We start from the raw sequence: 12,381 nt of genomic DNA, 5'->3' as shown, positions 1-12,381 counted from the left end.
CTAGGGCATTTCGCATCGGCACATGGTGGCACCTGCGGCGTTCTTTCAGCGCAAGAAATTCGGGCACGGAACCCATATCTCCCAAAATCCTTGCACTGAACCCTTCTCAGTGCAAAGATTTCGGGAAAACAGCCCTAATATCCTGAAATTCTTGCACTGAGGCACAGTCAACGCAAGGATTTTGGGAGAGATAGGCTCTGTATCCGAATTTCTTGCGCGGAATTTACAACGTCATTGACAATCTGGCGCCAATCGTTTTCCTGATATCCTTTCACAGCTCCAAAGCACGTCCAAACCCCAACTTTTATCGTTCAACTACGACTGTCAATGTGGATAACTCGGCAAGCTAGAACCACATAGGCCGATTCGGCTTGCGCACATCAAACGAACCGTCTTAGCGTCAATATATGAAAACACACAAAGAAGTGGAAAAACTGTTACGAACCGCAGAGCGAGAGCAACGCTGCGCTATCGGCGATGGCGGAAAACTGTATCACGCCCTAAGGCGACGAGTTCAGTGCGGTGAAGTCACCTCACCATATCCGAACCTGTTTGCCGCTGCTTCGTACTGGTCAGCCTTAAGCCTCGAGCAGCAATCCATGCACATGATTCGTGCACTGGCAAAGCTTCACCCCAAATGGATATTCACCGGTCTCAGTGCCGCTTGCGTCTACCAGTACGACCATTCCCACACCTTACATGACGGAACGGTAAACATCGCCTCGACCAGAGGAGCCAACAAACACGACAGTAAAGGTCTACACCGTATATATGCGCCAAATAATATGAAGTGTTACCTATATCGCGGCATTCCGGTAACTTCCCCAGCCCACACTCTCATTGACTGCGCCACGTTACCATTCGACAGGGCTCTGTCTATCTATGATTCGGCACTGCGCTGCAAACACACCACCAAACTTGAAGTTGAAACCTTGATGCTTCAAAGCGTTTGCGATGAGCAAGCAGTGAAGACCCTACTTCGGCACGCAAATCCTTTACGAGAAAACGGAGGTGAGTCATGGGCGTATGCACACATGATGCAACTGAGGTATGCAAGACCTCTGTTTCAGGTCAATTTCAATAATCCGGATAACCCAAATGCTCCCTATCGTGTTGATTTCTGCTGGAAACTTCATGACGGACGGATCATTGTTGTCGAATATGATGGCGTTGCCAAATACAAAGACGCCAGCAATCTCAATAGAGCCAGTATCAAGGCAAAACTCGAATATGAGAGACGGCGCGACCAGCATCTCAAAGAAGAAGGGGTTACGAGCGTAAATCACCTGTTCTATGAGGATGTTGCCGATCTCCAACGCTTGGATATGATTCTGAGTGCAGCCAAGGTACCTAAAGTTCGATGAAACTCATCTGACTGCCGCCATAGAAACTTGTTGACGAATGTTACCTATTGAATTGACACCCGGTCCGTTATGAGCTGATGCCCCTATCAACTCGTCGATATCCGTTAGTTGATTAACCATCCCAGTGCAAGAAATTCGGGAGATCACGCCTGTTTTCCGGAATTCTTTGCACTGACGGTCACTCAGTGCAAGGAATTCCGGACGATGCGCCGCGAGACCCTTAAAGTTCAATCACCACCTTGCCGAATACATCGCCACTGTTTAGCTTAGCGAAGGCCTGAGGCACTGCATCGAGTCCGGCGAAGACGGAATCGATTACCGGATGGATATCACTGTGTTCCACAAATCGCAGCAGACGGCCAAAATCTTCCCTTGAACCCATTGTGCTGCCTTGTACACGAATGTCCTGGAAGAAGATTCGCGTCAATTCGGCGCCCGGCTGGTCACCGGTGGTGGCACCACAAATGGCGATGGTGCCGCCAGGACGCACAGATTTAATCGAGTGACTCCATGTGGCCGCGCCCACGGATTCAATCACCGCATCCACTTTACGAGGAAGACGTGCGCCGGATTCAAACGCAGCATCCGCCCCCAGTTCCAAAGCTTTGGCGCGTTTCTCCGCATCGCGCGAAGTCACGAATACCTCAAGGCCTGCAGCATGGGCGAGCTGAACCGCCGCCGTGGACACTCCTCCGCCCGCACCTTGAATCAGAACGGAGTCACCTGGCTTGATGCCGGCTGCATTGAACAGTAGCGAGTATGCGGTCAACCAACTAGTTCCAAGCGCAGCCGCCTCGGTAACGCTTAGGTTCGAAGGCTTGGCAAACACATTGGCCGAAGGCACAGCGGTTTTCTCGGCCATAGTACCTGGATACTTCTCGGAGAGAATCGAACGCCGCTCCCCTGGCGCTACACCATTCCCATCCGCCCCAACGAATGTGTACAGTACCACTTCACTGCCGGCTTTCAGCCCATGCTTACCGGGAATGTCTTCATCCAGAACGCCCACAGCATCGGTGCCGAGAATCATCGGCGTCTGCTCAGCGGCGAGCCCCACACCCTTCAAAGACCAAAGATCATGATGGTTCACGCTCACGGCTCGCACCGAAACAGTGGACCAATACGGCCGCTGCGCTGGCGCTGGTTGATCGCCCACTGCGAGCGCGCTCAGCGGATCGTCGTTATTAACGGTGGATGCGTATACGGCCTTCATTGGCTTCGCTCCTTATGAATGATGTGCTGCAATACGGCTAGCACTCATTCTTCCATACTGGGACGGTTTATGTGGAAGCACTCGCATGCTATCTGCTCTACAAGGGGTTGATTTGATGAATATACGGAGATGTTGGGGGTATTGCCGTGTGGCTCACATGTCCGGCCACACATGGCACTAGCATGTCGAATTCGGAAGTTTTATGAGAGGGGAGTCACGAGGGTATGAGCGAGATGTTGGGCAAAGGCTTAATACTGCCGATTCCGACGCTATGAACACTACCCCCTATGCCGCTGTCGTTACACCCAACGCTGCAAACATCGAAGTCAACGCCCCGCTCCTGCGCAACATCACTTCTCCTGCCGACGTTAAAGCCATGCCCGCAGTTCAACTCAAGGAGCTGTGCCGCGAAATCCGTACCACGCTGCTGAATTATGGCCATGCGCATGGTGGCCATATCGGCTCCAATCTCGGCATGGTGGAGGCCACGGTGGCATTGCATCGCGTATTCGACTCCCCGCACGACCGTATTGTCTTCGATGTTTCCCATCAAAGCTATGTGCATAAGATGCTGACCGGCCGCGCCCTCTCCTACCTCGAACCGCAGCATTTCAATGATGTCACCGGCTTCACCAACCCAGCCGAAAGCGAGCATGACCAGTTCGTACTGGGCCACACCGGCACTTCGATTTCGCTGGCTTGCGGTATTGCCAAAACACGCAACGCTGAAATAAGCGCCACTGGCACCAGCAGCATCGGCAATGTGGTGGCCGTCATCGGTGATGGTTCTTTGAGCTCCGGCGTGGCTTTTGAAGGATTGAACAATGCGGCCGAGCAGGGCGGCAATCTCATTGTTATTTTCAACGACAACGAGATGTCCATCGCAGGCGATTTCGGCGGCATGTATGGTCCGCTTGCCCGCCTGCGTGCGTCCGGCGGCACTGCGCAGCCCAATATTTTCAATGCGTTTGGATTAGATTACCGCTATGTTGAAGCCGGCAATGATGTGGACGCGCTGATCAAGGCTTTTGAAGAGGTCCGTGATATCGATCACCCGGTGGTGGTGCATATCCATACGCTGAAGGGCGCGGGCTACGAGGGCAAGACCAACACCGTCGATGCCGCTCACCAACAGCTCCAGCACACCACTGCGACGGACAAGGCCGAAGGCATTCCTTCCACCAATAATGTGCTTCACGATGAGCCCTGGCATTCCGATCACTGCAATCTCTCCGACCATGAGCCGCATGAGGGCCAGTGCGAGGCTTCGCATTGGCAGAATCCTGATGCGTCACTCGGCAAGCCAGAGGATCCGCGCAAGTATTACGGCAAAATGGCTATGGCAGCGCTCGAGCCGCGTTTTGCGTCTGAGCCAGGTTTGGTGGTGATTTCTCCGGCGACTCCAGGTTCCAATGGCATTACGCATGAGTTCCGCGAGCGCGCGGGTGCGCATTATGTAGACACTGGTATTACCGAATCGCATGCGGTGGCGTTTGCAGCCGGCATCGCTCGCGCTGGCGGCACTCCTGTGGTTGCCACGACTGCATCCTTCTTCCAGCGCGCCTACGACCAGTTCTTCCAGGAGATGAGCCTCAATCGTTCGCGCGTAACAGTGCTTGATTTTCTTGGTGGGCTTTCCGGTTCGGATAATACGCATTCTGGCGCTTATGATCTGGCGATGTTCGCCAATATTCCTCAGGTGACGATGCTGGTGCCGACTTCCGGCCGTGATTTTTTGGATGATTTGGCTTGGGCTACTTTGCCGGCTAATGCTGAGAATGCACCCACTGGTTCAGTGGTGATTCGTGTGCCGGGTGAGGGCGTACTGGCCGCTGAACGTGATGCAACGCTGCGTCCGATTACCGGCGCACAGACCGCTGCCTCTCAGCCGGTCGACTCGGTATTTTCTGACATGTTGTCGTGGCGTATTAACCAGTCCGGCTCTCAGGTGGCGATTCTCGGCTTGGGCAATACGTATCCGCTGGCGGAACGAGCGGCGGCGGCATTGCAATCCGAGCATGGTATTACTGCCACGGTGATTGATCCGCGGCAATGCACTTCGTTGGATACTGATGCGCTGGAATCCTTGCGCAAGAATCATGCGCTGGTGATTACGCTCGAAGATGGTCAGCTTGAAGGCGGCTGGGGCGAAAAGGTGACCTCCTATTACGCGAATCATTGGCAACACAGCGAATCTGCGTTAAATCCGCGCGTGCTGAACTTCGGCGCTACCAAGGAATTTACCGACCGCGTGCCGCTGGCTGAGCTCAATAAGCGCTATGGCCTGACCGTAGACAACATTGTGAGTGCAGTCAACCGGTAAATGGAATTGGTCTTTGACCGATATATTACTTCGCGAGGCTAGCGTTTACGCGACTTCTCTCCCTTACCCGGCTTACGCCGGGAGCTCCCTCATCGGAGGGAGCCAAGAAACAGGTACAACACCGATACCGCGTCACTCGCTGTTTTTTATGGCGTCTAGGGCCGGGATTTTCACCGCCTTGTTGGCTGGGCCGAAGCCGAAGAGCAGACCAATCAGTGTGGCGAACAGGATGGCAAACGCATATAGCCACCACGGAATCACTGAGTAACGGGTCACGTCATCGCCACCAACCGTCGCCTGCCAGAGCATCGTCCATATGGAGCCGCTGGAACCGTCACCGCCCGAACTGGATGACATGCCTCCGCCAAGATATGACATGCCCGCTATGTTGATGCCCAGCGAGAATATCGCGCTGATAATGCAGCCAATCAGTCCACCGAGGAATCCGATGGCACCGGCTTCGGTCAGGAACATCACGCGAATATCACGCACATAGCAGCCGAGCGCTTTCATAATGCCGATTTCGCGCGTGCGCTCGGTTACCGACATCACCATCGTATTGGCGATGCCGATAGCCGCCACCAAGAGCGACACCGCGCCGATACCGCCTAGAATCAGCTGGATTGCACGGGATTGCTCTTCCAACGACTTACGCAGGTCCTCATAGGAGGACGTCTCATAACCGAGCGCCTTGATCTGTGATTCGACTTCCGGCACCGAAGCCATATCCTGTGCTTTGACCAGCACCTGATCGTAATTAGTGGTTCGTTGCTTCGCCACGGACGGATCGACTTTGGCGATGAGTTCCTTCAATGACTTCAAATCCATGACAATGCCATCGGATGTGGCGAAGCCCTTGTTGTAGTCGGAAACGGTTACACCGGTGATTCGCATATCCGCAGTGACATTCTGCGATTCACTTGCATTACCGGCACTAGACGAGCCGCCACCAGTGCCATACAGGTTTTGCGTATACGGATCACCTTGGTAATTGGCGCCGGTGGTCAAGGTGAGCTGCGTGCCAATGAGCTTGAAATACGGATCCTCGTCTTCATACGGCTCGCACTGGGCGGTGTCGTTATTCCACATGCAGCCTTCACCACGTGAGCTTTCGCGCATCTCACCGTTTTTGAGCGTGTCCATGAAATCATAGGCAAGCCATTCGCCAGCGAGCACTTCACCGTCACGAATGGGCATCGAACCATCTTTGAGTTTGAAACCCATCTGGTCGAATTGCGACATATCGATGCCCATGATCTGCACGTAATCGTAGAGGTATCGTCCACCGGCACCGGTTCTGGCGCTGGAATTGTAGTTGTAGTTCATCACCGGAGTCACGCCGGCAACTCCAGGAACCGAGCGGAATGATTCCACAGATTCATCGGTGAGTTTGACGTCCTGAGATGAGGATGAGGATGATGCACCACTGCCCATCATCATGCCGCCGTATCCGCCATTGGTGTATACGGTGACGATGGATAGATCGCCCATCGATTTGAGCATTTTCTCATTCTGCTCGTTGATGCCTTGGCCGAGGGAAATCATGAGCACAATCGAGCAGCAGCCCACAATCACACCGAGCACGGTCAAAATCGTGCGGGATTTGCGCCGCCACAGGTTCTGCCGGCAGAGTCGTAAGATGTCGCCGAATCGCATGGTCGGCTCCCTACTTGCGATGTGTTGCGGAATCGGCGGCGATAGCTGCCGCGGAATCGACTGCAGCAACCGGTTCCAGCACGGTGGTCGGTGCTGAATCATTCGGTGACGCACCAGCCGGCACAGCAGCATTGTCTGATGCCGCAGCTGACTGCGTAGCAGCAGCGTCAGCAGCCGAGTCACCCTTAGCAGTTCCCTCTGCCCAATCGTCCCATTCTTCGTCGAGCTTGCTCTTTGATTTCTTCTTGCGATGACGACGCACCAGCAGCACAATCACCACGATCAGCACCACTACAGCCACGGCACCAACTGCCCACGCCCACACGGGCACCACCGGGCCGGCAGGTTCTACAACCATATTGTCCATGTCAGTGCCGTCCATCACAGGAGCGTCTTCCACATTGACCTTGACCGGGAATTCCTTGGTTTTACTTTGACCATCGGAATCCTCATACGTGACTTTGATAGTGGCGTTCAGCTCGCCGGAAGCCTGCGGTGTGAACGCGTACCCGATGGAGCCTGTAGCGCCGGAAGCCACATTGCCCACGTACTGGTTCTTCATGGTGGCGTCGAACCCTTCGCCTTCCATCGTGGCTTCCACGTTGGAAATATCACCCTTGCCCTTGTTCACATATTCCATCGTGATGGTGGTTTCCTGGCCGGCGATGGACTGGTCGGGAAGCACCGGGTCGCTCACTTCGAATCGGTCGGGTTGGCTGATTGGCACGGAAATCTTGATATCGGACTGTGTGGAGGAGCGTGAACCGGAATCAAGGTACTCGTATTTGAAGCTGATGCTCACCGGCTGCGCACCGCTCGTTGCGGAAGCGAGCGCCTGCATCGGCACGGTTTGGGTCAGCGAATAACCGGCCCATAACGCGTCCACGTAGAAGGTGTTCGTGCCGCCTGCGATGGCGAAGCTTTCGCCGCCGTCCACAGTGACCACCATGTTCGTTACCGCCACCTGGCCTTTGTTCTGGAAGGTGAACGCCAGATCGAATTTGGAGCCGGCTGCCACGGAGTCACCGCCGTAGGTGAAGTTGGTCACGATGATGTTCGGCACCGGACCGGCCACGGGAGCGGCCACCGTGCTGCCGCTTGTGGAATCGTCGCCATCATCGGCAAATGCGTGGGTTGGTGCGAATTCTACTGCGCACAGGAATGCAAGAGCCATCAGCATGGCCAGCACGGCGGCGCACATGCGGCGCACTGCGGGTGCGGCGAATTGTGCGGCAAGGAAGCCTGCGTGAGTACCGGATTGACCGGATGGGTTGGTGTGGATGTTCATCGCGAGGCTCCTTGATTGGTTGAGATAGTTGACTGTTGACGGATTATGGATGGTTGGGTTGGTGTTGGAGCGGGAGTTGAGGGTGAGATGGCCGGCTGATTCGCTCGATCGCTGACGATGTTGCCATCCAATAATGTGACGATGCGGTCAGCGTAGGAGGCCATTTGCGGGTCGTGCGTGACGAGCACGATGGTTTGGTTGAAATCGCGCGCGAATGAGCAGATCATTGCCATGACCTCGGCTTTGGTTTTGGAATCAAGATTGCCGGTGGGTTCGTCGGCGAACACTACTTCGGGTTTGGTGACGAATGCGCGGGCAATGCCAACGCGCTGCTGCTGACCGCCAGACATCTGCCTCGGATAGTGACTCAGTCGATGGCCAAGGCCCACGCGTTTGAGTACGGCTCGCGCCGTGCGTTCACGTTGGTCTTTGGAAACACCGCGGAACATCAACGGCATGGCCACATTTTCCAATGCGGTGAGGTTCGGCAGCAGATTGTAGGACTGGAACACGAAGCCGATATGCTTCTGCCGAAAGGCGGCCAGTTCGCGCTCGTTCAGCTTGCTGACTGGCACTCCCCCGATTTTGACTCCGCCGCGCGTGGGCTTTTCCATGCCTGCAAGCTGGTTCAATAATGTGGATTTTCCGGAGCCTGATTCACCGAAAATACAGCAGATTTGCCCTTGGGGAATAGTGAGATTCACTCGCTCCAAAGCCACCACCGTTTCATCTTCCACCGGATATTCCTTGCGCAGGTTGCGCACCTCGATGATGGGGCGAAGATCATGTTGCGCCATAGGCACCTTCTTCTCTCGTTCGTCGCCTTTGGCGAGCGGGCTGCACCACTGTTTTTGGAACTCTTCTCTTCAGATGACTTTCAGCAAGTCTATAGCGGCAGCGCCGTCATCGCACCCCCTAGGGGTGTTCCCTGAGCGCGTTGAGCGTGTCGGTTCAACAGGTCCGCCAGGTGCAACAAAAAACAAGAAGACTGCGTTTCCTTCGCAACAAGCCAACGGAAACGCAGTCTTCCTTACATGTGCCCCCGACCCGACTCGAACGGGCAACCGACGGATTAGAAGGCCGTGGCTCTATCCATTGAGCTACAGGGGCATCAGCGGACAAACATACTATCCAGCCGAGACGCGCAGCCTCGCCCCCCAATATCATCCTTCGAACACACGGTCGCGAATCATGCGGCCGGATTCGTCCAATGCGGTGGAAAAACGGCCGTAATCGGAAAGAATCACACCCATGTAGAGCATGTCTACGAGGGCGGTATCGGCCACACGCGAGAAAATCGCATTGCCGTAGATGGCATGCGAATCGCGGCCCGTTACAAGCACTACATCAGCCCAGCTGGCCAAGGGAGCCCCCATCGCGTTGGTGATCGCAATGGTTTTCGCCCCACGCGACTTCGCCAACCGAAGCGCCTTGACCGTATCCGCTGAGCTTCCGGAGTGGGAGAATGCGATGGCAACATCGCCATGAGTCAGGTGTCCGGCACCGATCTGCTGCAGGTAAGCGTCCGTATTGAGGCGGCATGTGAGCCCCAGATACTCGAACTTCGTGAACAGATCCATAGCCGGCGTCAGCGAATTCTCCACGCCGAAAATATCAATTAATCCCGCTTCGGCAATAATCTCAATCGCCTTACGGTACGCTTTGGCATCCAATGCCCCGCGCATTTCATCAATCAGCGCCTTGGCACCATCCGCAGCCTTTGATGGGATTTCGTCAACGCTGTCCCACGGATTCAAATCGAACCCGGACAGCGGATCGAACGTCACCTCATGCGCGGCGGTCGGATGCCGCAGCACATAACGCAATTCACGGTAACCGCCGAAACCAAGTTTGCGAGAAAAACGAATAACCGTGGGCTGACTGACATGCGCCACATCAGCCAACTGTCCTACTGTGAGTTCGGCAGCCTCATCCGTGTGATCGCGAATATACTGCGCCACAGCTCGTTCGGCCGGACGTAATGTTGGATATACGTGGTCGATACGCTCGCGTATTCCCACCGAGGATTGCACAGGCCCGCTCCTGATCGTCGCCATCATTAATTATTCACTGCCTTCGAGCGTACCGGCTCGCAAGTGGAAAACCCCCGATTTGCATTAACCGCAATATGAACTGTGAGCGAACTATTTTCGTTTACCTTCGCCATGCCATCACGCAGCCAGCACCTACAATTGGAGGCATGGTTCGGATTACGGTCTCAGACCCTACTCATCGTACGAGTGAGCGGCTGTACGGCGTCTTTTTCGAAGATATCAATCACAGTGCCGATGGTGGCCTGAACGCCAATATGGTGAATAATTACAGTTTCGACGGCGTCTATCTCGACCATCACACTTGGAGATTTTCCGGCTCTGATCGTTGGCGTACCGAAGCCGACCCGTTACGCTTCTGGCATTTCATCAACTGTTCCGCTGAAAGTTATGGCACGGAAATTCGCGGCGAGCATGGTCAGATACTTGCCACATACTGCCCTGATCCTCCGATTCATGCACACAGTCGGTACGCACGCGTGCGCGCCACGCTTCCCGCATATAGCTGTCAAACCGATGCTGTCGGCACCGCTCGTTCGGACGAGTTTGTTTGCATTGAAAACTTTGGTTATAACGGCGGCGGCAGCAACGGCAACGAGCCTGCTTTTTCCATTGTTGACGGGCATTCCTATGACATTGACTTCCAGTTGCGCCCGGTATTGGGTCGCGCTGTGCTGGACGTCAGTGTGATTGATGAGCAGGGCAATCCACTGACTGAAGTCGCCCGATTTGATTGCGTCGCCACGCATTCCATTGACTCCGGCAATAAGGCTCACCATGATTCCGAGGATTCCAAGGATTACGCTGGCGAGCAGAGCAGCTGGGTGCACTGTAGAGCCAGGTGCGCGGCATGGGGACCGACTATGGCATTTTGCGCATTGCCGTTGAGCCGGCACCCAGAGACGATACTGTGCCCAATGACTACACATCAAGCGATGATGCACCGACCGCCGCCGACTCCCCTACTACCCCTATCCGCACTGGTGTTATGTTTGATCTGGACACAGTGCAATTCATGGATGCCGATTATTGGGGCGCGGGAGACCCGAAATGGCGCTATGGCAAGCTTCGGCGTGATTTGGTGGAAACCATTCAGGCGTTGCATCCAACCTTTATGCGATTCCCCGGCGGCTGCATTGTGGAAGGCGTCACTCCCGGCAATGAATATCGTTGGAAGGATACGATCGGCGCGCTTCCCGCTCGGCGCCCGCAGTATTCCATGTGGTCGTTCAAAATGCCGGATGGTTCCAGCTACTGCCAGAGTTATCAAATCGGCTTTTATGAATACTTCTGCCTATGCGAGGATTTGGGTGCCAAGCCGCTGCCGACGTTGTTTGCCGGTATTGCATGCCAGTCTCCCGGCCGCGATCCGAAGCATATGGATATTGATTCCGAAGCGTTCCGGCACAATGTGGTTCAGGATTATCTGGATTTGATTGAATTCGCCAATGGGAACCCGGATACGAGCCCGTGGGCTGCGGTTCGCCGAGACATGGGGCATACGGAACCGTTTGGTTTGGACATGATTGGCGTGGGCAATGAGAATTTCGGCACGGATTATGTGGCGAAGTTCACGCGTATCAGCGAAGCGATTCATGAACGCTACCCGCATATGCTGTGCGTGATGAGCGCTGGTCTTTTCCCATTCCAGCCTGCAATGAAACGTACATGGGATTATGCGCGCACTGAGGCATCCACCGGCAAGGGAGCGCAGGATTCCGCCACCGGCGATGCAATCATCGTGGATGAGCATTCCTATCATTCGGCACAATGGTTTGAAGCGCAAGCCTATCGTTTTGACCATTACCCGCGTTGCGGTGCCGGCGTGTATTTTGGCGAATACTCCGCGAACGGGTATTTTGCAGGCCAGCCACAAACCGAACAAGGCGCGAATACGTGGAGGTCGGCGCTTGGCGAGGCCGCGTTTTTGACTGGCTGCGAACGCAATTCGGATGTGGTGGAGATGACGTCTTATGCTCCACTACTGGCTCATATTCCAGCGAAGGGTTGGGCACAGAATCTTATTGAATTCAATCCGGCGCATGTGAACCCCACGTTGAACTATGAGGCGGAACGCATGTTTTCCACGCATGTGGGCGAGCTGACCTATCGGGTGGATACGGAAAAGACCGAGGAAGCGCAACACTTGTATGTGAGCGCGACCGGCGGCAACAAGCCTGGCAACTATCGGTATATCAAAATCGTCAACACTGGTGCCACTGCCGTGGATGTGACGTTGGAAATCGAACGCGGATTGGCGGTATTGGGCAGCAGCTCCAATAGGACGGGTGCGGTCCACCTTGATATTGAGACGCTGGCCGCCGCGCCGAAAGCCAAAACCACTATCGACTATCGCGGTGAGGCGCAGGGCGCTATTGTTCCAGAGCTTCGCAAAGTATCTTTGCCTGCCACGAATTCGCTGATGGCAATGAAAATCAAGCCTTACAGCCTGACTGTGGTCACCGCTCGCTGGCAGTAAATCAAAT

The 12,381-nt window shown here is 54.9% G+C and carries 8 protein-coding genes, 1 tRNA gene and 1 pseudogene; 3 read left to right on the top strand and 7 right to left on the bottom strand.

The window, feature by feature from the left end:
• The first annotated feature begins 407 nt into the window (after positions 1 to 407).
• Positions 408 to 1,364: a hypothetical protein gene (locus tag BISA_RS00580; protein WP_033889579.1), complete on the top strand. Its 957-nt coding sequence runs from the start codon at positions 408 to 410 to the stop codon at positions 1,362 to 1,364.
• Between the two features lie 220 nt (positions 1,365 to 1,584).
• Here the strand turns inward: BISA_RS00580 and BISA_RS00575 are convergent, their stop codons facing one another.
• Positions 1,585 to 2,577 (bottom strand): zinc-binding dehydrogenase, encoded by a 993-nt coding sequence (locus BISA_RS00575; RefSeq protein WP_033889578.1) that lies wholly within the window; start codon positions 2,575 to 2,577, stop codon positions 1,585 to 1,587.
• 376 nt (positions 2,578 to 2,953) lie between these two features.
• Between BISA_RS00575 and BISA_RS00570 the strand changes: the two genes are divergently transcribed.
• Positions 2,954 to 4,900: a 1-deoxy-D-xylulose-5-phosphate synthase gene (locus BISA_RS00570; RefSeq protein WP_420308616.1), complete on the top strand. Its 1,947-nt coding sequence runs from the start codon at positions 2,954 to 2,956 to the stop codon at positions 4,898 to 4,900.
• 132 nt (positions 4,901 to 5,032) lie between these two features.
• On the opposite strand, the gene BISA_RS00565 is transcribed toward BISA_RS00570, so the two are convergent.
• The 6 genes from BISA_RS00565 to BISA_RS13465 form a co-directional block, all read right to left on the bottom strand.
• Positions 5,033 to 6,556, bottom strand: coding sequence for an ABC transporter permease (locus BISA_RS00565; RefSeq protein ID WP_033889577.1), 1,524 nt, complete (start codon positions 6,554 to 6,556; stop codon positions 5,033 to 5,035).
• A gap of 10 nt (positions 6,557 to 6,566) precedes the next feature.
• Positions 6,567 to 7,757: a COG1361 S-layer family protein gene (locus BISA_RS00560; protein WP_051917268.1), complete on the bottom strand. Its 1,191-nt coding sequence runs from the start codon at positions 7,755 to 7,757 to the stop codon at positions 6,567 to 6,569.
• Positions 7,758 to 7,840: 83 nt separating this feature from the next.
• Positions 7,841 to 8,641, bottom strand: a complete 801-nt coding sequence (locus BISA_RS00555; RefSeq protein WP_033889575.1) for an ABC transporter ATP-binding protein — start codon at positions 8,639 to 8,641, stop codon at positions 7,841 to 7,843.
• A gap of 240 nt (positions 8,642 to 8,881) precedes the next feature.
• Positions 8,882 to 8,954, bottom strand: a tRNA-Arg gene (locus BISA_RS00550).
• A gap of 53 nt (positions 8,955 to 9,007) precedes the next feature.
• Positions 9,008 to 9,877: a MurR/RpiR family transcriptional regulator gene (locus BISA_RS00545; RefSeq protein ID WP_033889574.1), complete on the bottom strand. Its 870-nt coding sequence runs from the start codon at positions 9,875 to 9,877 to the stop codon at positions 9,008 to 9,010.
• Positions 9,878 to 10,062: 185 nt separating this feature from the next.
• A complete protein-coding gene (locus tag BISA_RS13465; RefSeq protein WP_272945241.1) occupies positions 10,063 to 10,194 on the bottom strand; it encodes a hypothetical protein in 132 nt (43 codons plus the stop codon).
• Between BISA_RS13465 and BISA_RS12725 the strand changes: the two are divergent.
• Positions 10,153 to 12,374 (top strand): annotated as a pseudogene (locus BISA_RS12725) (alpha-L-arabinofuranosidase C-terminal domain-containing protein). The gene BISA_RS13465 and the pseudogene BISA_RS12725 sit on opposite strands and share 42 nt — an antisense overlap.
• The last annotated feature ends 7 nt before the right edge of the window (positions 12,375 to 12,381 follow it).

The sequence above is a fragment of the Bifidobacterium saguini DSM 23967 genome (assembly GCF_000741715.1).
Lineage (GTDB): Bacteria > Actinomycetota > Actinomycetes > Actinomycetales > Bifidobacteriaceae > Bifidobacterium > Bifidobacterium saguini.
Note: the sequence above shows the minus strand (reverse complement) of the source record. Positions and strands in the feature narration are given on the sequence as shown.